The organism is Pontibacter sp. GD13 (genome assembly GCF_058216355.1).
Genome location: NZ_JBYZMQ010000014.1, coordinates 1 through 20,473, shown reverse-complemented (window position 1 = coordinate 20,473; position 20,473 = coordinate 1). Strand labels below are relative to the sequence as shown.

The following is a 20,473-nucleotide window of genomic DNA, read 5'->3' as shown; positions in this document are numbered from 1 at the left end:
TTAAGAGGAGAGCCCTTTCTGCTGCGGGTAAAGCTAAGTACTTAAATTTATCAGATAACTTGACCACAGGGCATAAAAAAAGGCTCCCCTAAACATGGGAGCCTTTCTTGATGTGACAGATTGAACACTAGTACAAGTAGTTCAAAGCAATTTTGTCGTTTGAGTTGAACGGACGGTTCTGGCCTGATCCGATACAAGCCAACATCCAGGAGTTAGGATCCTGATCTGCCGGAGTACCCGGTATCTGGATCGCACCTACCGTGCTGGCGCCTTCGTTGGTGTAAGATCCGCCACAGCTGTAGCTTCTATCCATGTAGTCCGTGTGACGGAAACCGATGCAATGGCCCATTTCGTGCGCCAGGATAGTGGCAAACCAGCTGGTGTTTGGTGTGTTACCAATGTATCTGGTTGCTACTTTAATCAGGTTATGCGGATCGCCAGCCGAGGTCGGGAAACCAGCAGAAGCCAGGTACTGTGCATTTCTTGGTGCAGCAACTATATCGATATCACCGCCTGAAGAAACACGCTGCATCGTGATGCTGATGTTCTCTGCGTTGTAACGGGCAATTGCTTCATCCAAAGAAGCGCCATAAGTTGATGGCAACTTCGTGTCCATAGAAACGGTAATTACTCTTGAGCCAGATACTGCTACCAGGTTGGTGGTACGATACTGCTCCACTTCGCCCACACGAAGTGCTTTAGTATTGTGCGCGCCAGTCAAATCGCTTTGCGACAAGAAAATATCTCCTTCCACAACATAACCCCCAGCAACTACCTGTACATTTTGGTTGCTAAAGCCCAGGCTTCTGATCTGAGTAAGAACCTCCTGAGAAGCCTCTTCTTTGTTTGCCACTTCTTCTTCCTGCTGGCAAGAAGTGAAGCCCATGGCAGCTACTACAGCTGCGTAAACTAGTAAACGTTTTGTAAGCATAATTTTTTAATGATTATAAGTTAGACATAAGTGAAATGTAAGGAGGCTTAACTTATCAAACAAACAATTTTTCATTTATTTAAACCTGTATAACCAACTATTTGCCTTCTTAGAAAGGTTTATATATATGGAAACATGTTTTATAACTATTAAAATAATTCACGACTCGTATTTGCCTCTTTGTTGCACTTGCAACACTATAACAAGTGCAGCTACATCTCATTTATGTGAAATAGGCACTAAGCTGGATACCTGACAAAAAGGGGGGCCACTGCTCCCCTAGCAGTGGCCCCCCTACTTAAAAAAAAGACTGGGCTTAATAAAGGTAGTTAAGCGCAGTTCTGTCATTTGAGTTGAACGGACGGTTAACGCCAGTTCCAACACAAGCCAACATCCAGGAGTTAGGGTCAGCACTGGCCGGTGTACCCGGTATCTGGATCGCGCCTACCGTGCTGGCGCCTTCGTTGGTGTAGGATCCGCCACAACTGTAGCTTCTATCCATGTAGTCCGTGTGACGGAAACCGATGCAATGGCCGGCCTCGTGCGCTAAAATAGATGCAAGGTAGTTCGTGCCAGGATCAGAGCCCAGGTAATCAGAGTTAACTTTCACACTGTTGAAGGGGTTACCACCTGAAGGAAATCCGGCAGAGGCTAAATAAGTAGAGCCAGCCGGTGCTTTGGAGAATAGTATCTCGTAGTTAGAGGATACACGCTGGAAACGTATATACAAGTACTCAGCGTTATATCGGCGGATAGCCTCATCCAGCGCTGCTACATAAGAATATGGCAAACTGGTTGTGATAGCTACCCGGATTGTACGGCCTGTTCCTACACTTACCAGGTTATTGGTCCGGTATTGCTCGGCTTCCCCTACACGCAGCGCTTTTGACTCATCGTTGCTGCTTAGCTGCGAGGCAGATAGAAAAATGTCTCCTTCTACCAGGTAACCACCCTCCACGCGTTGCACATTCTGGTTACTAAAGCCCATTTTGGCAATTTGGCTAAGCGTTAACTGAGATACTTCCTCCTTGTTAACTATCTCTTCTTCCTGCTGGCAAGCAGTGAAGCCGCAGGTAAAAACCAGCGCAATTAAAACGAGTAAACGATTTACATTCATAAAATAAACAAATAAAGGTTAAACATATAATTAAACAGAAACTACTTAAAAGGCATGCCTAAGCTGGCTGGCAGAAAAATGTGGCTACCGAAAGCCTTGTACCCTGGCATACATGACCCTACATAAAATAGCAGCAGAAAATTGTGGCAGACTATTAAACTCGGGCCTTTAAATTGAATGTTTAAACTCCTTGTTTACAATCGCTTAGTGTTTCAAAAGTAGGGTGTGGCAGACACTAAAAAAAGGAATGTTTGCCACATAAAGTAACATGGATTTTTTTAGAGGGGAGTGGCGCAAGGATTGAAATTTTAAATGAATTGAGCCAAAAAACACCATTTAAATACGTAAAAGGTAACATCTCAAATTTTCGGGTAACCGATGTTAAATCACTTTTTTTTCGGGATTACCAATCAAAAAAGCCGCCCTTACAACTCAAGTTGGCTGTAAGGGCGGCATATATTTTTTCTGGAACCTGAGATTATAAGATATTATTTATCTGCTCTTTTATTTTTTCTAACTCTTCTTTCATTTCCACCACATAATGTTGAATGGTAGAATCGTTGGCTTTGGACCCGATGGTGTTTATCTCGCGCCCTATTTCTTGCGAAATAAAACCAAGCTTTTTACCTGTTGGCTCAGGCAGGTAAACAGTTTCTGTAAAGTAGTGCAGGTGGTTAATCAGGCGAACCTTCTCCTCGACAATATCAAGCTTCTCCATAAAGTAAATCATCTCCTGCTCGAAGCGGTTTTTGTCAAAATGCTCGGATCCCGATATTTCTGTCAGGTGGCCTTTTACACGATTCCGTATTTGTTCCATCCGAACCGGGTCATGCTTCTCTATCTCGGCCAACAAGATCCTGATCTTATCAATGTATGCCATGATCTCAGTTGTGAGGGCTTTGCCTTCGTCAGCTCTGAAAGCGATGATGTTTTTCAGCGCTTTCTCCAGTATGGGCTTTACAACCTCCCAATCAGCATCACCGGCTTCGTCTTCCTGTTCTTGCTGAAGTACCTCAGGCATATGCAGGGCCAGGCGAAATAGGTCTTGCTTAGATGCTCCTACCGCATCTGCCGCCACGCTCAACTCTTGGTAATAAACCTGTAGAAGCTCTTTGTTAATGTTATTCTTAGCTTTCTGAGCTTTGTTTTTGGTGTAATCTATATTAACAGAAACCTTGCCGCGCACCAGGGCTTTTGTAATCATGTTTCGAATCTCATACTCTTTCTCGTTCAGGAAACGCGGAGTTCGCACACTTAAATCCATCCCTTTCGAGTTTAAAGATCGGATCTCTACAGAAATAGTGTACTGTTCGGAGTCTAGGCGTGCACTGCCAAAGCCTGTCATGGATTGCAACATAAGCGCTAAATGTATGATATGTTGGCAAAATAGCTATAAAAATTCATTTTTGCGACTGCAGCAGCACTAATGCAGGTAATTAGCTGTTTAAGCAGTGTTGCCTAACATAAATTTATTAACTTTACTGCATGAAATTTGGTGTAGTCGTTTTCCCAGGGTCCAACTGCGACCAAGACCTTGTAGATGCTGTCAGGGATGGCATTCAGCAGGAAGTTGTGAGGCTGTGGCACAAAGACCACGACTTACAAGGCTGTGACTTTGTCTTACTGCCTGGTGGCTTTTCCTATGGCGATTACCTGCGTTCCGGGGCTATCTCACGCTTCTCCCCTATTATGCAGGAGGTTATACAGCATGCAGAAGGCGGCGGCTATGTGATGGGAATTTGCAACGGCTTCCAAATCCTGACTGAGGCCGGCCTGCTTCCGGGTGCCCTGCTACGCAACGTGAACCAAAAATTTATCTGCGACAACGTTTATATTAAACCAGCCACTACGGCGCTTTTGCCCACGAGCCAACTAGACCTCAACAAAGCCTACAAGATTCCGATCGCGCACGGCGAGGGCCGCTATTATGCTGATGAGGATACCCTGAAAGCATTGCAGGATAACGACCAGATCATGTTTCAGTACGCCAGTGAAAGCTGTGACATGGGGCCAGCTTATAATTGCAACGGCAGTTTACTCAATATTGCCGGTGTGAGCAATGCCCGAAAAAATGTATTTGGCATGATGCCACACCCGGAACGCGCTGTCGATCCGGAGTTAGGAAATACCGACGGGCTCGCTATTTTTGAATCGATCATGCAGGCTGTTAACGCTTAACAGCTCATGTTTTATACTTTAAGAGCTCCCTTGCCTGACTTAGGCGCGGGAGCTCTTTTCTTTTTAGTGCTGCCCCGACAATGGACGAATAGAAAGGCAAATCTTCCCTTTTCGTTAAAAAAATTATACTTTTGCAGCTACAATGAGACACGCAGTACAGTTTAAAACAATTACTCCACCCTGAATCCTCTTGCCAAACAAGCTTTACGCCCTTTTTAGGGAGAGGAAGAAATTGCCGGAATACTTTGTAAAGTGCTCCAGACTTCTGCCAAGCAAGAAAGCAGGCCACTCCAAGTATTCTATCTGTTCGGAGTTTTCAATTAGTCTTGCTCACCCAGTCCTTTTATCAGTAAATACCTGCCACAACGCGGGCAAAAGCTATTTGCGGGCAAGCAGTAGCCTGCTGACAGTTGCCTGGCCCTGATCATTTTCTTGCCGTCATCCTCAGGATGCACAAGAGGTCAACTTTACTGTAGCCTCTGTTTTAAATTATCGTTTTTCTCATTCTTTCGCATGAAACAATATCTCAGGCTCTTCGATTTCAGCCAAAAAGTAGACTATAAGGTAGAAGTACTGGCAGGCCTTACTGTTGCCATGACGATGATCCCGGAATCGCTCTCGTTTGCTATACTGGCTGGATTTCCGCCGCTGGTGGGCTTGTATGCTGCCTTTATCATGGGTCTGGTTACTGCTGTTTTCGGTGGCAGGCCAGGCATGATCTCAGGTGGGGCGGGGGCAACGGTGGTCGTTTTAATTGCCTTAATGCAGTCGCATGGGTTCGAGTATGTGTTTGCTGCCGTGGCGCTGGCAGGCATCCTGCAAATTCTGGTAGGTGTTTTTAAGTTAGGCAAGTTCATCCGGCTGGTGCCGCAGCCAGTTATGTATGGGTTTGTAAATGGCTTGGCTGTTATTATTTTCATGTCTCAGTTGGAGCAGTTTAAAGTGGTGTCTAACGGCCAAGTAAGCTGGATCTCTGGCAGTTCGCTTTATATCATGGCTGGCCTGGTGGCTTTAACCATTGCCATTATTGTGCTGTTGCCCAGAATCACGAAAGCGGTGCCGCCTTCACTGGTAGCCATTATTGTCGTTTTTTTAATGGTGCTTGGTTTCGGAATCGATACAAAAACTGTGGCAGACATCGCTGCGGTCAGTGGTGGCTTCCCCCCTTTTCATGTTCCTTCTGTACCCCTTAGCCTGGAAATGCTTCAGGTGATATTTCCGTATGCCTTGATTATGGCAGGTGTCGGACTAACAGAAAGTCTTTTAACCCTTAACCTCGTGGATGAGATTACAGCGACAAGAGGACAGGGAAACAGGGAGTGCGTGGCACAGGGAAGCGCGAACCTTTTAAATGGATTCTTCTTTGGGATGGGTGGATGCGCCATGATCGCTCAGACACTGGTGAACCTATCGGCTGGGTCAAGAGCGCGTTTGTCTGGCATTGTGGCCGCGTTTACCATTCTGGCCATTATCCTTTTCGGCGCCCCCGTTATCGAGCTGGTACCGATGGCTGCGCTGGTGGGCGTGATGGTGATGGTGGCGATAGGCACCTTTGAGTGGATCAGCTTCAGGATCATTAACAAAATGCCGAAACAGGATATTTTTGTCGGGGTGCTAGTGGCCGTGATCACGATCTGGCTGCACAACCTGGCGCTTGCCGTACTGATTGGCGTTATCATCTCTGCGTTGGTTTTTGCCTGGGAAAGCGCCAAACGCATCAGAGCCCGAAAGTTCATTGATCCTGATGGCGTAAAGCATTATGAGATCTACGGACCACTATTTTTTGGTTCTGTAACCGCGTTCTCCGAGAAATTTGATGTGCTGCATGATCCGAAAGAGGTAGTAGTTGATTTCAAAGAAAGCAGGGTGGCCGATATGTCAGGGATTGATGCCTTGAATAAATTAACGGAACGGTACTTTAATGCGGGCAAGAAACTTCATCTGAAGCATTTAAGCGAGGACTGCAGGCTACTACTCAAGAATGCTGAGCTTGTAATAGACGTGAACATACTGGAAGACCCGCACTACGCTGTGGCAACCGATAAGCTTGCCTGAAACTGCAAGGGTTGCAAAGTATAAGTGCCGCTGTTGCTCATGTATTGCGCAACAGCGGCACTTATACTTTTATGCGACGTTGTATCGCTTTTAATAAGAAAGCCGTCTTATTTTTCCATTTCGTCAATGGCATCGATCATGGCGAGTACCTCACCAGGGTGTTTCCCGATACGCTCAGCCCGTTCCTTGCCCAGGCGCACGATGATGATGTTCCTCTCCGGCATTACAATAATGTATTGCCCAAGTATACCGCGTGCGTAAAAAATATCCTGCCCTTTGTAATTTGGTATCAACCACCATTGGTATCCATAAAAATCTACTGCACTTTTATCATCTGCATCGATGATACCGCTTGGCGTGATGGAGGACCTTACAAATGCGGGAGTAACAATGGTATCGCCGTTCCAGATACCGTTATGCAAATAGAGCTTACCGAGGCGGGCAAAGTCGCGGGCATTGGAGAAAAAGCAACAGTATGCTTTCTCTATCCCATCCGGCTGGTCTACGCTCCACTCGGCATTTTTCTCCGCACCCAGGGGTTTCCAAAGCTTCTCTTCAGCCAGTTCACTCAGGTTCTTGCCCGTGGCGGCTTTCAGCACAAAGGCTAATACCTGGGTGTCGCCACTTTTATAGCTGAACTCTTTACCCGGCTCTTCCATTGCCTCCAACCTGTTAATGAGCCTTTTCAGGTCGGTGCCATAGTAGGCTTCTGTCGTCATGGAGAAGGGGCTGCTATACGACTCATCCCAGTTAAGGCCAGAACTCATCCAGAGCAAATGCTTTATTTTTATCTTTGCTTTAGCGCCCTTTTTAAATGCAGGCAAAAAATCACCCACCGGCTGCTCCACGCTTTTAATATCCCCCTCCTTAATGGCAACCCCGATCAGCATGCTTACAATGCTCTTGGCCATAGAAAAAGAATTACTAAGCGAGGCATCCGAATAGCCGTTCCAATACTGCTCATATAGTATAGAATCGTCTTTTATAACCAGGAAAGCTACTGACTGCAATTCGTTGTGCAGGTCTTGTAATTTAGAGGGCAACTTTGTTTTATTGTAGCCGGCGGCAAGAGGCCAGGGTTGTGCCGGCGGGGCTGCCGCTATTTTACGTTGCTCGAATATCCGGTTATCATCAATATCCGCAAAATTATAGAACACGGCCTTATATACATAGTTCTTACCAGCCATGTTAATCCAGGCGGCGGCAAGGCCAAGCAGTAGCACTGCCCCAATAGCAAAACGTTTTGTTTTAATGCTCATGGAGTAGCTTAGAAATCGTAGCCCAAGGTAATGTAAAACTTAGGGCCCTTGCTATGATAATCTTCCTCTCCCCAGGCCACATCCAGTTTTCCGTACACGCCGAGCAGGGTGGTGCGTGCGCCCAGGCCATAGCCCACTAAAAACGGGTTGCGATAGTTGATCACGGTAATCTCGAAGGGGCTACCCTCTGTTGCGCTTACTGCACCGCCAACCACCCGTGTGTTTATAGAGTTGTTGCCCGTAAAAGGGTTAGAACCATTATAAGCTGAACCGGCGTCGGCGAAAGCGGTCAGCTGCAGGTTTCTGAAAAAGCCCGATGGGATGGGGCCATTATAGAGATACTGCACAATGGGGATGCGTAGCTCGGCATTTGCCAGCAAGTACTTATTACCATTGCGGGTATTGTAGTTAAACCCCCGGAGAGGCGTGGCATACTCCAGGTAAAATAGGTCGGCAGGAGACTGGATCAGGATATCGTTTTGATCCGAGGCATCGTCTTCATTGGCCAACAACCAGTTATCCATTCCGCCGATCAGGAATTTTTTAGGCGAATTGCCAAAAAAGGCCCCATAGCTTAAGCGGGTGGCAAGTATAATCTGGCGGTGTAGTTTCTGGTAATGGCGCAGGTCTACGTAAAACTTGCTGAAATTAACCGCTGATTCTTTAAAGCCCTTTAAGCTAAGTACGCCGGCTTTCATCCGGGTGCCTTCCAGCATGTTAACACCAGTAGCCACGGAATTATCGTATACCAACTCCACATTCCCACCTCCAAAATTGGTTACACTATCCGGGGTGGCAAAGTTGTTTACAAAAGTAAAGCGTGTGTTCACAAACTTAGGCTGCGCCCTGATACTGGTGCTATGGCTTAAAGGGTATACCAGCGTAGGAGAGAACTCATTCTTTGCAAAGCGCAGCACGGCGTTCGTTTCAGGTACTTGCGTTACAATGATGTCACGCCTGAACTGCATGCCCAGGTCCACCCGGTTTTTCAGGTTCATGTACTCTGCCCAAAGGCGACTCGTTTCCAGATCTGTCCGCAGGAAGGCACTGCCACGGATATGATGATTCTCAAACAGATCGCTCATGTTGACACCTGCCACAATACCAAAGCCCAACTGCGGGTCTGCATAAACAGAGGTCACAATCTCATGCACGCTAAAGCGCAGGTCATAATCAAGAGGACCTGAAATCTGCAGGTTGTTATCGGCTGTGGCCGCCTTTAGAATGGAAGTTCTGGGTGCTGACTTGGCAGGTTGCTCCGCCTTATCGAACTCGTAATTCTCAATGTTCACCTCCCCTTTTGCCCGTGTGGAATCCTGTTTACCCGCCTGATTTCCGAGTAGCTTGCGGGTAGCCGCTTGCTGGGGCAAGCGCACACGGGTCTCCAGAATAATCTGGCGTGAGGTTTTAGGGAGCTTCTCTAAACTAGTGGGGGCAAAGCCAGGTAGCAGGTATATGAACTCAACTGACCTGTCTTTGGCCGATAAAGCCAGCGTGTTGTTGGCCGCTACGTAATCGTAATCCTCTATGCCCTGAATAAAGTTTGTGAGAGGCTTGCTTGTGTTCGTACTTAAATCGTAGCTGTACAGGCTACTTATGCCGCTTTCCTCACTCAGGTAAAGTATGTTCCCATCCTCGGTGGAGCGTGGGTGCAGCTCGCTGGCTATAGAATGCGTGATCTGCCGCAAATTGGAATTAGGCCCTTGCCGCTCCAGTAAAAAGATATCATAGTTGTTTACAATACTGGAGAAAGATGGGGCAGCTGCCCTGCCCGTTGTGTCTACCCAGCGGTTGGAACTGAACACGATGTTGTTCGATCCTTTTACAAAGTCGGGGTGGATATCATCGTAAATATCTTTGGTGAGTTGCTTCTGCAGACGGCCACTGGCACTCAACAGGAAAATATCCGTTTGCCCATCCTGGGTAGCGCTTATAACCAGTTCCTGCCCGTTTTCGGAGTAGTTCATGTCGTACACCTGCGTAAACTGCTCCAGGGCAACGGCGGCCGTGGTCAGGTTCTCATATAAAGGGATCAATGAAAAGCGATCTGTGGCGTTTACCTGCCGGAGCGTCATTTTACCCCGGCGCGCCTCTATAAAGCCCAGCTGGGAGTTAGTCCGCCAGGCCAGCACAGGAATCGCATAGTCCACCATTTGATCCATGGTTTTATAGCCGCCGCGCCATACCACCCTACTGCGCTTAGAGCGCACATCCTGCACAATGATCTTGAAGTTGCCATTGTCTGTTTCGGCATAGGCCAGCAAATTGCCGGCAGGGTTCAGCACCGGTTCTGTGTAATGATGCAGCTGTTTGTTCTTTTTGATCAGCTTGGCAGCTTCCGGCATACTTACCAGTGGGTTATCGGTGCTGCTGTTGATCTGTAGATAGTAGTTGTACCAATCCTGTAAAAACCGCTTGTACGGGATGTTCAGGCTACTAGTAATGCCGATTTCCACATCCCGCGTGATACGGGTCAGGTTTAGGATATTCTGGATAGATGTGTAGCCATAGCGCTCGGCAATATAATTCCAGACAGACTGGCCAGCCAGCTCCGGGTTTCTGGCAAAGAACGCTTCCGGACGCTGCTTGCTCTCCAGCAGCATATCGCGCATGAAATTGTCCATCCGAATGCTCCAACCCTCTGCCGTGTAGGCTGAGGCGCCGCTAATAAACCAGTCGGGCAGGCGCAGGAGATAACTGCTTTGCAGCGCTTCTTTCAGGCTTCCGCCATACATCATATCATTTAACAGCAGCTCGGTCAGGTTATAGCTCAGGTCGCGCTTAAAATCGGTCTGGCTCGAATTGAAGGCCAGCTCGATCTTATTTTTCATGAACAGCGTTTCGCCACCGGTCTGGTATTGATCGCTGTTCAAGCCTATATTGCTCTGCCGCAGGTCTGTGGTGGAGTTGTAGAGGATAACCGTTATTTTGGAGTAAGGGTAATAGCCGATTAGGCTGGTAATGCGCTTTAGCTCCTTTTCGGCATACTCGGCCGCGTTGAGAGCGGTTTTGCTGCCGCCCTGGTAGAAGTACACATTAAAGTTTTGGGTACTGTACAGCTGCCAGTCAAAGTTCTTGTATTGTATCCGGCTTTTGCCAAAAACATCGCGGCCAGGTTGTGCCTGAAGGGTATTTGCTGCTAGCAGGAACAGCACAAACAGTAACATTAACCTAGTGTATAAACGCATGCGCTCAGGGTTGATAGTTCTATTGTTCTTTGTAGTTGTAATATAACGAAAAATACCGCGAAATATGTATCTCTGGTATCAGGCCGGCTTTGTTTTCAAGGAAATCCGCAAAATTAAGCGCCAGGTAAGGCGCCATCATCACCCCTTTCGATCCCATCCCATTAAAAACAGCTAAGCGCGGGTAGGCAGGATGTTGTCCTGCCAAGGGGTGCCTGTCGCGCACAGCCGGCCTTATTCCTGCACAGTGCTGCAAAATGCTAAAGTTCTGCTTCGTGATCTGACTGAACCTTTCTGCCAGTTCTTCTTCACCGGCAGGAGTTGGTTGCTCATCAGGCTGCCGCCAGTCGTAGGTGGCGCCTACCTTAAACTTTCCTGCTCCTACCGGAACAACGTAAACAGCCTTATTATAGATGCAATCGGCTTTAAATTTATCGGCTTCCACCTCCAGCACCTCCCCTTTGGTAGGCTGCAAAGGCAGCCACTTAAAGTAGGGGTTGTGTATGGCCTGAAATCCCTCACAGAAGATGAGGCGGTTAGCCTCATCTTCTTTATACGTTACTCCGTCCGCTGTTACCTGCAGCTGGCTTATCTCAAAACGCTCGGGTAGTAGAAGGCCTTTCTCCATTAAATCCTGTGTGAGCGAGCGGAGCATTTCAGGCACTTTCAGGTATCCCCCGCGCGCGATCAGGATGCCGCCGTAGGGGTCTTGAATACCCGGCTGCCCTGTGCTTTGTGTATACGTTGCCTCAATGTATCCTTTCCAGCCTGCATCCGCGCTCTTCGCCATCCAGGTGTTCTGCTCGGCTATAGAGGAGAATATTTTATAGATAGGCGCATGAACAAAGAACTCCTGCCCAAAGCACGCTCCCAGTTCCTGGTACAGGGCATCGGCTGCCGGCAGCATCTCATCTGCCAGCCACGACTTGGCAAAGCGCTTTCCGGCAACAGGGTTTACCAGCCCGGCAGCTACATTCGAAGCGGAGTTCGGCTTTGGCTCGTCGATCACCAGCACCCGATGCCCCCTTTTGCGCAGCGTATAGCTCAGAATAGCACCCGCCAGGCCATGGCCCACAACTATAAAATCGTAATTCATAAAGGCAAGTTACAAGATGTACAGGTGAAATTCGTAACTTGGAAGCCTATTTCGTGTGTCAGAAAACAAAACCAGGACAAGCTATGACGATTACCTGCCTTACCTTCAATCCTTTTCAGGAGAACACCTACCTGCTGCACGACGAAACCAAAGCGTGTGTGGTGATAGATCCGGGCTGCTACGAAAAGCAGGAGCAGGAGCAACTGAAGCAGTTTGTGGCGGATAACAACCTGAAGGTGGTGCGCTTACTAAACACCCACTGCCACATAGACCACGTACTGGGCAATAAGTTTATAGCCGACACCTATGGGGTAGAACTTGAGATTCATCCTGATGAAGAGGCCATACTTCGCGCTGTACCCGCCTATTCGCCTAATTATGGTTTTCCGCTGTATGCGGAGCAGCTACCCGGCAAATTCTTAGCAGAGGGCGATACCGTAACTTTCGGCAACACCGAGTTGGAAGTACTGCTTGCTCCTGGCCATGCTCCAGGCCATGTTGTGTTCTATAACAAAAAAGACAAGGTGGTTATAGGCGGCGATGTGCTGTTTAAAGACAGCATTGGCCGCACCGACCTGCCCGGAGGCGATTTCGACACGCTTACTCAAAGTATCCGGACGAAGCTTTTCGTTTTACCCGACGAGGTAACCGTTTATCCCGGCCATGGCCCCGAAACAACCATCGGGTATGAGAAAAAGTATAACCCTTTTCTGCAGTAGCCCTATTACCGCACCCCTTGCATGAAAAAACACATCCCCAATACCATTACCTGCCTTAACCTGTTCTCAGGTTGCCTGGCGCTATACTTTGCCTTTCACGACCAATTGGTTTACACGGCTTACCTGGTGGCGGTTGCCGCCGTCTTCGACTTTCTGGATGGCATGGTCGCCCGCGTGTTGGGAGCCTATTCTGAAATAGGGAAGCAGCTCGATTCGCTGGCAGACATGGTTTCGTTTGGTGTGGTTCCGGGTACGGTTATGTTCATGCTGCTACAGAAATCCGGCGATTTCATAGTTGGCCTGCCTGCAGGGCAGGTTGCGTTCTTTGGGTTCCTGATCACTATTTTCTCCGCTTTACGGCTGGCAAAATTCAACATCGACACCCGGCAAACCACTTCTTTTATAGGCTTGCCTACCCCGGCATGCACCATTTTCGTGGCTTCGCTGCCACTCATCCTGTCTCAAGGCGACCTGATCCACTACGAGATCATACTTAACCCACTTGGCTTGCTGGCTATTACCGCGGTTTTGTCTTTTTTGCTGGTGGCCGAGCTGCCCTTGTTCGCCCTTAAGTTCACCAACCTGAGTTGGCAGGATAACTCGCTGCGCTTTATTTTCCTGATTCTGTCGCTAATCTTAATCGCTCTGCTTAAATTCGCAGCAATACCACTGATCATAGTGGTCTATATCTTGTTGTCCATCATCAAAAAAACCGCACACTCATGAAATTCATTGCCGAAATTGACGTAATGCCTCGCCCGGAGTTATTAGACCCTCAAGGCAAAGCTGTTTTGTTAGGCCTGGAGCACTTAGGGCTTGATCAGGTGGATGATGTTCGCATTGGAAAGCACATCACCCTTAACCTGGAAGCTGAAACCGAGGAGATTGCCCGTGAGAAGGTAGAGAAAGCATGTAGCAAATTGCTGGCGAACCTGATCATGGAGTCCTACAGCTTTGAGCTGAAACTGGCGTAAAGCTGGCTGGATTACAATAATTTAACTGTATATTTGTTAACATACTATGCCCTGCCACGAGCGTTTGGGCACAGCCATGTGGTTTAACAAAAGTACAGTTTAAGATGGCCCTTATCCGACTAGTTTTTGCTTGCTCCTTATTTTTGTTTTGCTTTTTGTCTTTCCGTGCAGAAGCACAAACGAATATTGCGCTAAACTGGGGCGGATATGAAACGGTGCCGGCTACAGGCACCACCCCCGGTAAAGTCCCGACATTTGATGGCGCTACGGTAGATTATACCACGCTCCTGCCTTATTACCGGCTCCGTCTTCCCCTGCACCTTAGTGGCCTTACCCTTACAAACCCCATCTATAAGGCTTTTAACCCCGAAGAACAGAAACTCCTTGCGCAACTTACCATCGCGGCTGATCCCACCATCAGCATCGCCAACTCTTCCGAGAACAAAACCCCTGTGGCGCTGGTATCCATACTTCCCATCCGGCGCAATGCCCAGACCAGGCAGTTAGAGAAACTCATTTCCTTCAGCTATACTTATACTTCAAACCCCGTTAACAGAGCTCTTGCGCGTAACGGTAGCCAAGGCGCTGCCAGTAATTCTGTTTTAAGCAGCGGCTCATGGTATAAGCTGGCAGTTACCTCGTCAGGCGTTTATAAGATCGATAAAAGCACACTGCAGGCCCTGGGTATAACCACCTCTTCCCTGGACCCTCGCACGATCCAGGTTTTTGGGAACGGCGGCGGCATGTTGCCTCAGCCAAACAGCTCCCCACGACCAGACGACCTGACAGAGAACCCGATCATGGTGATTGGAGAGGGAGATGGGCGTTTTGACGATGCTGACTATGCGCTTTTCTATGCGCAGGGGCCGCATGTGTGGCGCTATAACAATGCCCTGAAACAGTTTGAGCATACTTACAACGTATACTCAGATACCGCTTTTTACTTTCTGCGGATTGGGGCTGGCCCGGGTACGCGCATTCGCAGCCAGGCGCAGACTACCGGGTCCGTGCAGACCATCACCAGCTACAACGAGCACTTATTCCACGAAAAGGACCTGAAGAACATGGTTTTTTCCGGGCGCGAGTGGTACGGGGAGGAATTCAGCTCCTTCACTTCATCCCGTGATATAACCTTTCCTGTTTCTGATGCAGTGGCCGGTTCCAGTGCAGAACTAACTGCTTTCCTGATGGCCAACTCTCCTGCAAACTGCTCCTTTTCGATCAAGGTGAACAACCAGAGTGTTGGCAGCCAGGACATCCCGAACAGGGGCAATTATAACTTCCATCCGGAAGGGGTAAACAGCCTGAAGACCTACACGATCAATCAGCAGCCGGGTTCGGAGATGAAGGTAAACCTGAACTTCAATACCGGGGGCAGCTCTACCTCTCTAGGATACCTCAACTACCTGGAATTGGAGTACGAGCGACAGCTAAGGCTTTATGGTGAGCAAACAAGCTTCAGATCCGTGTCCAGCACAACAGCTCCTGTCAGCACCTTCAGTATTGCAGGTGCCCCCGCCGGAGCCATGGTTTGGGAAGTAACCAACCCGCTGGAGCCAGCCCTGCTTGAGACAACAGCCGGAGCAGACCTTCGTTTCAGTACCTCCACGGCAAACCTGCGTGAGTTCGTGGTACTACAAGGCAACATCACGAGCAAGCCATTGGCGGTTGGCAAAGTAGCCAACCAAAACCTGCATAGCCAAAATCTGGATGGCCAGCTTGACTTTGTGATCATCACGCATCCTGCTTTCCTGCAAGAGGCAAACAGACTGGCCGCGCACCGCAGAAACCGAAGCAGCATGCAGGTGCTGGTGGTAACCACTAATCAGGTTTTCAACGAATTTTCATCGGGTGCGCAGGATGTTACCGCTATCCGCGATTTTATGCGGATGCTGTACATGCGCAGTAGCAAAAGCGGCAGCAACCACCTGTACCTCCTGTTATTCGGGGATGCCTCATACGACTACAAAAACAGGCTGGTCAATAACACCAACTTTGTTCCGATCTATGAATCGAGGCAGTCTTTACACCCTATCACGAGTTACTCCTCCGAAGACTATTTCGGGTTTCTGGATGAAGCAGAAGGGGAGTGGCTCGAAAACACGTTAGGGGATCATTTACTGGATGTGGGCATCGGGCGTTTGCCTGCTAAGTCTGCCATAGAAGCCGCCAACCTCGTTAACAAGATTATCGCTTACGATAGCCCTTCGCATTTTGGAAAGTGGCGCAGCAAAGTTACCCTGGTGGCTGATGACGGGGATTACAACGAGCACCAGAACGATGCCGAGTATCTGGCAAACTTCCTGCAAACCAATGCCCCAGACTATAATCTGAATAAAATTTACGTAGACTTGTACCGCCAAATCGCTGTATCGAACGGCCAGCGGGCGCCAGAGGCTAACCTTGCTCTGGATAAGGCCATTGAGCAAGGTTCGTTGATCACGAACTACACAGGGCACGGCAACGAAGTGAGTTGGGCCGCTGAACAGTTGCTCACCATTCCGCAAATAAATCGCTGGACGAACAAGGACAAACTCACTTTCATACTAACTGCCACCTGCGAATTCGGGCGCTACGACGACCCTGCCCGTCCATCGGGTGCGGAGACGGCCTTGCTAAACCCCTATGGGGGTGCCGTTGGCCTCATCACAACAACGCGACCTGTTTACTCGAACGGGAACCGTGTGCTGAACAGAAACTTTTTTAAAGCTGCGTTTACAACCGCAGCGGGTTCTCAACCACGGTTAGGCGACTTGGTGTTGCATACTAAGAATAACAGTATAACAGATAATATAAGTGGATCAAAGGGTGTTAACAACAGGAACTTCTCCCTGCTGGCAGACCCATCCTTACAATTGGCATCGCCTGCCCTGCAAGCGCAGATTACAGAGATAAATGACAAGCCGGTTGCCGCCGACACCTTAAGTGCTCTTGGCAAAGCGAACCTGAAAGGTGCCGTTACAACCCCTTCTGGCGCACTCGCTTCAGCGTTCAATGGCGAATTAAAAATCACGGTTTATGAAAAGCCCGCCAGCCTGCGCACATTCGGAGATGAAGGCTCACAACCCACTACCATTAAGGTACTCGAAAATGTACTGTACGATGGGCAGGCCACGGTAAAAAATGGCCTCTTCGACGTTTCCTTTGTCGTACCCAAAGATATAGCCTATAACTACGGCAAGGGCAAGATATCGCTTTACGCCAATAACCAAACACAAGAAGCGATGGGGGCTAACCAAACGATCGTGATTGGAGGAACTGCCGCTAACGTAGTAGCGGATAACACACCCCCGACTATACGCGTTTTTATAAACGATGAATCTTTTGTATTTGGTGGCCCATCTGGAAAAGATGCTGTACTACTGGCAAACTTGTTTGATGATAATGGAATTAACACCGCAGGCTTGGGAATCGGTCATGAATTAACGGCAGTGCTGGATGAGGACCGTGACAACTTGGTCGTATTAAATGATTATTATACCGCAGCAGCAGACAGCTACCAGCAAGGCCGGGTAAAATATGCCTTCAAAGACTTAGCCGCAGGGCCTCATTCCCTACGGATAAAGGCTTGGGACACGCATAACAATGCTGCCGAAGAATACATAGAATTTATTGTATCTAATGATAGCAAAATTGCGTTAGAGCATGTGCTGAACTACCCTAACCCATTTTCTACTAAAACCACCTTTCACTTTGATCATAACAGGGCTGGCGAGGATCTGGAAATACAGATACAGATATACACAATATCCGGCAAACTTGTAAAAACCTTAGAAACAAAAAGTTATGCCAGCAAAACACATATTTCAGATTTAGTATGGGATGGCCGGGATGAGTACAATGATGTACTAGCAAAAGGCGTTTATATTTATAAAGTGAATGTGCGGACAGAATCCGACGGCTCAAAAGTTTCTAAATTTGAAAAGCTTGTAATTTTAAATTAAAAATTTCCCTAATATTTCTATATTTGGTATAGTTATCAACAAACTACTTATGTATAAAAGAAGTACTTTAATAAAGGCAGTGTCATTTATCATGGCCGTTGCTTCCGCCCCCCTTGCTTTTGGTCAGTCTACTGTAGGTAGTAATGCGGTTACCACCGCCGTGCCTATTTTAACAGTAGCACCAGACGCGCGTTCTGCTGCCCTCGGTGATGCCGGTGTAGCGTTAAGCCCAGATGCAAACACAACTTTTTGGAACCCTGCCAAGCTTGGCTTCGTGCAAAATGACATGAGTGTCAGCTTTTCCTATTCTCCATGGTTGCGGAACCTGGTCGACGACATGTCGCTGAGTTATTTATCAGGATACAAGAAATTAAGCGAGACTTCGGCATTGTCTGTTTCGCTGCTATACTTTGATCTGGGTCAAATTCAATTTATTGACGAGCAACGCAATCCTATACAGGACTACAATCCAAAAGAGTATGCGGTTTCTGTCGCCTATGGCCAGGCTTTAAGCGAAAACTTCAGCTTAGGTATTGGGGCTCGCTTTATTCATTCTAACCTGGCAGGCAACGTTAATGTGGGAGGTTCGTCTTCTACCTTTGAGTCAGAGCCGGGTAACACTGCTGCAGTAGATGTGGGTGTTTACTACAATAAGGACCTCGGCCAGTCGCTCAACCTGGCTTTGGGTGCAAACATCTCCAATATTGGCGGCAAAATCTCTTATACAACCAAAGACGAAAAAGATTTTCTTCCTACCAATTTGAAATTAGGAACTGCTGTAACCTATAACCTGGACGCATACAACAAGCTGACTTTCGTGTTAGATGCCAATAAGCTACTTGTGCCATCTCCGGGTGCTGACAGTACACAAACGGTTTTAAGCGGTATCTTTACCTCTTTTGGTGATGCCGAGGGTGGCTTCAGTGAAGAGCTTCAGGAAGTAGTACTTAATGGTGGCGTTGAATACTGGTATAACAACTTATTTGCAGCAAGAGCGGGTTATTTCTATGAGAACGAAAATAAGGGAGGCCGTAAATACTTTTCACTAGGTCTTGGCTTAAAGTACCAAAAATTCGGCATTGACGCTGCTTACCTTATTCCAAATGATCAAAACAACCCATTGGCTCAAACATTACGTTTTAGTATTGCACTGAACCTGGATTAACTGAACCAAATAACTTATAATGCTTGACAGAACAAAAGCTCCCGAAATACATGAGATCGATGCTGTTTCTTTACAAATTGCAGAAGTCATACAATTAGAAAACGGAGCAAAACTACATATTATAAAAAGCGAAACCCAGCCTGTGATCAGGCTGGATTTTGTTTTTAAGGCTGGCAAATGGTATGAATCTGCAACTGGAATATCTGAACTAGCATCTAAAATGTTGCTGGAGGGAACATTAAACCATACTGCCAAACAAATTGCTGAGAAAGTAGCTTACTACGGTGCCTCCCTGGAAATAAACGCTGGCTACGATCATACTGAATTAACACTTTACTGCCTCTCCAAGCATGTCGGACACTTACTCCAGCTTGTGATGGACGTATTGCAAAATCCTAGTTTCCCGGAGGAAGAATATACGCTCTTAAAAAAGAGAACCCAACAGAACCTTAAAGTACAAAAACAGAAAAATAATTATTTAGCCACACAAAGCTTAACCAAGCTGATTTATGGCGAAGGGCATCCTTATGTGTTTGGACTAGATGAGGAGGCAGTAGATCAGATTGAACTCAAACAACTTCAGGAATTTTATTTGAACCACTATATAACCCAAGAGCTGGAGGTTTTTGCGTGTGGAGCTGTTGATGAGGTCGTACAACGTGATCTAACTAATAGTATTGGCAAATTAGTTTTGCAACCAACCCTCGTATCGGCTAGGCCAAAAGCAGAAAACACGGTCAAAGATCACCAGAAAACCAGCACATACGAGCTCGTAGAAATAGCAAATAGTTTACAGTCATCCATAAGGATAGGCCGTTCGTTTCCTTTGAACAGTGCAGCTGACTATTTAAAGCTTAAAGTAATGAATGAGCTATTTGGTGGCTATTTTGGCTCTAGACTGATGAAGAACATCAGGGAAGAAAAGGGTTATACTTATGGAATATACTCTGCAATCTCCCCAAAGGTGAGGGATACGCTCTTTTTTATCGGCACAGACGTTAATTATCTTGTTACAGATAACACGATTACCGAGATTAAGAAAGAGATTCTGCGGTTGCAACAGGAAGTTATACCTGATGAGGAACTGAACACTGTCCGTAATTACATGCTTGGTAAATTCATTAATGAAATAACAACTATATTTGAACAGGGTGATCGTTATAAAAAAATAGTGCTACATCAATTACCTTTAAATCATTATAATAACTACATCACTACCATCAGGAACATAACTGCAGTTGAAATACAGGAATTGGCAGTACAGTATTTACAGGAAAAAGACTTATACACAGCTATTGCCGGCAGAAAATAGCTACTCCAATTTGTCATATACCAAAGGAGCGCAAACTTGATAGTTTGCGCTCCTTTGGTATAATATCATGCCTTAATACAACTCGTTATAAGAGTATACTGAAGAACAAAGCCGTTGTAGTTTATGTTTACCCCCTCCTATCAGGCGGTTGGCTGTTAAAGCAGAACACCCGCCCCAGATATACCGGGGCGGGTGTTCTGCTGAAGATTCCCTGTACCTGAATTCTTCCATTCGTTTTTCTTTCTTTCACGTGTTTGTGTTACCCTGGTTGCACTGCCGCGTGTTGCTGGCAGGAGGCGCCTATCCGGCAGGGCCCTAGGCAGCCACCCTGCGCCAGTCGGCGTTGCCGGTTGCTGCTGTTTGGGGGCTGGCGTAAACGCAAAGCGGGGCAGGCCCTGTTGGACCTGCCCCGCAGGGGTGTGGGGTTGGCGGCCACCTACTCTCCCGGGTGTGACCCCAGTACCATCGGCGCGTCCGGGCTTAACTTCTCTGTTCGGGATGGGAAGAGGTGCTCACCGGAGCCATAGCCGCCATTCTC

Annotated in this window: 14 protein-coding genes and 1 rRNA gene; 8 read left to right on the top strand and 7 right to left on the bottom strand. The window is 47.6% G+C overall.

What is annotated here, in order from left to right; all coding sequences use genetic code 11:
• Positions 1–127: 127 nt before the first annotated feature.
• The 3 genes from AC4BAN_RS15930 to AC4BAN_RS15920 all read right to left on the bottom strand — a co-directional run bounded on the left by AC4BAN_RS15930 (position 128) and on the right by AC4BAN_RS15920 (position 3,405).
• Positions 128–931, bottom strand: a complete 804-nt coding sequence (locus tag AC4BAN_RS15930) for a M57 family metalloprotease (protein ID WP_490565407.1) — start codon at positions 929–931, stop codon at positions 128–130.
• A gap of 316 nt (positions 932–1,247) precedes the next feature.
• Positions 1,248–2,048, bottom strand: coding sequence for a M57 family metalloprotease (locus tag AC4BAN_RS15925; RefSeq protein WP_490565406.1), 801 nt, complete (start codon positions 2,046–2,048; stop codon positions 1,248–1,250).
• 478 nt (positions 2,049–2,526) lie between these two features.
• A complete protein-coding gene (locus AC4BAN_RS15920; RefSeq protein WP_490565405.1) occupies positions 2,527–3,405 on the bottom strand; it encodes a YicC/YloC family endoribonuclease in 879 nt (292 codons plus the stop codon).
• A 128-nt stretch (positions 3,406–3,533) separates the two neighbouring features.
• On the opposite strand from AC4BAN_RS15920, the gene purQ reads away from it, so the two are divergent.
• Positions 3,534–4,226: a phosphoribosylformylglycinamidine synthase subunit PurQ gene (gene purQ / locus AC4BAN_RS15915; protein WP_490565404.1), complete on the top strand. Its 693-nt coding sequence runs from the start codon at positions 3,534–3,536 to the stop codon at positions 4,224–4,226.
• Between the two features lie 513 nt (positions 4,227–4,739).
• On the top strand, positions 4,740–6,281 hold the full coding sequence (locus tag AC4BAN_RS15910; RefSeq protein ID WP_490565403.1) for a SulP family inorganic anion transporter: 1,542 nt from the start codon (positions 4,740–4,742) through the stop codon (positions 6,279–6,281).
• A 107-nt stretch (positions 6,282–6,388) separates the two neighbouring features.
• On the opposite strand, the gene AC4BAN_RS15905 is transcribed toward AC4BAN_RS15910, so the two are convergent.
• From AC4BAN_RS15905 to AC4BAN_RS15895, 3 genes are read right to left on the bottom strand one after another with little or no spacing between them, the layout of a single operon-like run.
• Positions 6,389–7,540, bottom strand: a complete 1,152-nt coding sequence (locus AC4BAN_RS15905) for a serine hydrolase domain-containing protein (protein ID WP_490565402.1) — start codon at positions 7,538–7,540, stop codon at positions 6,389–6,391.
• Between the two features lie 8 nt (positions 7,541–7,548).
• Complete coding sequence (locus AC4BAN_RS15900; protein ID WP_490565401.1) at positions 7,549–10,728, bottom strand: hypothetical protein; 3,180 nt, start codon at positions 10,726–10,728, stop codon at positions 7,549–7,551.
• A gap of 19 nt (positions 10,729–10,747) precedes the next feature.
• Entirely contained in the window at positions 10,748–11,821 is a 1,074-nt protein-coding gene (locus AC4BAN_RS15895; protein ID WP_490565400.1) for an NAD(P)/FAD-dependent oxidoreductase, read from the bottom strand.
• Between the two features lie 83 nt (positions 11,822–11,904).
• Between AC4BAN_RS15895 and AC4BAN_RS15890 the strand changes: the two genes are divergently transcribed.
• From AC4BAN_RS15890 to AC4BAN_RS15865, 6 genes are all read left to right on the top strand, one after another.
• Complete coding sequence (locus tag AC4BAN_RS15890; RefSeq protein ID WP_490565399.1) at positions 11,905–12,540, top strand: MBL fold metallo-hydrolase; 636 nt, start codon at positions 11,905–11,907, stop codon at positions 12,538–12,540.
• Between the two features lie 21 nt (positions 12,541–12,561).
• Complete coding sequence (locus AC4BAN_RS15885; RefSeq protein ID WP_490565398.1) at positions 12,562–13,266, top strand: CDP-alcohol phosphatidyltransferase family protein; 705 nt, start codon at positions 12,562–12,564, stop codon at positions 13,264–13,266.
• Positions 13,263–13,514: a phosphoribosylformylglycinamidine synthase subunit PurS gene (gene purS, locus AC4BAN_RS15880; protein WP_490565397.1), complete on the top strand. Its 252-nt coding sequence runs from the start codon at positions 13,263–13,265 to the stop codon at positions 13,512–13,514. The genes AC4BAN_RS15885 and purS overlap by 4 nt, the downstream gene beginning before the upstream one ends.
• Positions 13,515–13,618: 104 nt before the next feature.
• Positions 13,619–17,458 (top strand): type IX secretion system sortase PorU, encoded by a 3,840-nt coding sequence (porU, locus tag AC4BAN_RS15875; RefSeq protein WP_490565396.1) that lies wholly within the window; start codon positions 13,619–13,621, stop codon positions 17,456–17,458.
• 49 nt (positions 17,459–17,507) lie between these two features.
• Positions 17,508–18,623, top strand: a complete 1,116-nt coding sequence (gene porV / locus AC4BAN_RS15870; RefSeq protein WP_490565395.1) for a type IX secretion system outer membrane channel protein PorV — start codon at positions 17,508–17,510, stop codon at positions 18,621–18,623.
• A gap of 19 nt (positions 18,624–18,642) precedes the next feature.
• Positions 18,643–19,935 (top strand): M16 family metallopeptidase, encoded by a 1,293-nt coding sequence (locus AC4BAN_RS15865; protein WP_490565394.1) that lies wholly within the window; start codon positions 18,643–18,645, stop codon positions 19,933–19,935.
• Positions 19,936–20,358: 423 nt separating this feature from the next.
• On the opposite strand, the gene rrf is transcribed toward AC4BAN_RS15865, so the two are convergent.
• Positions 20,359–20,470: ribosomal RNA gene (gene rrf, locus AC4BAN_RS15860) — 5S ribosomal RNA — on the bottom strand.
• Positions 20,471–20,473: the final 3 nt, after the last annotated feature.

Bases quoted from the DNA above. Each gene is read 5' to 3' on its own strand.
- AC4BAN_RS15930 (WP_490565407.1), bottom strand. From the start codon at position 931: ATGCTTACAAAACGTTTACTAGTTTACGCAGCTGTAGTAGCTGCCATG.
- AC4BAN_RS15895 (WP_490565400.1), bottom strand. From the start codon at position 11,821: ATGAATTACGATTTTATAGTTGTGGGCCATGGCCTGGCGGGTGCTATT.
- AC4BAN_RS15900 (WP_490565401.1), bottom strand. From the start codon at position 10,728: ATGCGTTTATACACTAGGTTAATGTTACTGTTTGTGCTGTTCCTGCTA.
- AC4BAN_RS15865 (WP_490565394.1), top strand. From the start codon at position 18,643: ATGCTTGACAGAACAAAAGCTCCCGAAATACATGAGATCGATGCTGTT.
- AC4BAN_RS15925 (WP_490565406.1), bottom strand. From the start codon at position 2,048: ATGAATGTAAATCGTTTACTCGTTTTAATTGCGCTGGTTTTTACCTGC.
- porV (WP_490565395.1), top strand. From the start codon at position 17,508: ATGTATAAAAGAAGTACTTTAATAAAGGCAGTGTCATTTATCATGGCC.
- AC4BAN_RS15920 (WP_490565405.1), bottom strand. From the start codon at position 3,405: ATGTTGCAATCCATGACAGGCTTTGGCAGTGCACGCCTAGACTCCGAA.
- AC4BAN_RS15890 (WP_490565399.1), top strand. From the start codon at position 11,905: ATGACGATTACCTGCCTTACCTTCAATCCTTTTCAGGAGAACACCTAC.
- AC4BAN_RS15910 (WP_490565403.1), top strand. From the start codon at position 4,740: ATGAAACAATATCTCAGGCTCTTCGATTTCAGCCAAAAAGTAGACTAT.
- AC4BAN_RS15905 (WP_490565402.1), bottom strand. From the start codon at position 7,540: ATGAGCATTAAAACAAAACGTTTTGCTATTGGGGCAGTGCTACTGCTT.
- purS (WP_490565397.1), top strand. From the start codon at position 13,263: ATGAAATTCATTGCCGAAATTGACGTAATGCCTCGCCCGGAGTTATTA.
- AC4BAN_RS15885 (WP_490565398.1), top strand. From the start codon at position 12,562: ATGAAAAAACACATCCCCAATACCATTACCTGCCTTAACCTGTTCTCA.
- purQ (WP_490565404.1), top strand. From the start codon at position 3,534: ATGAAATTTGGTGTAGTCGTTTTCCCAGGGTCCAACTGCGACCAAGAC.
- porU (WP_490565396.1), top strand. From the start codon at position 13,619: ATGGCCCTTATCCGACTAGTTTTTGCTTGCTCCTTATTTTTGTTTTGC.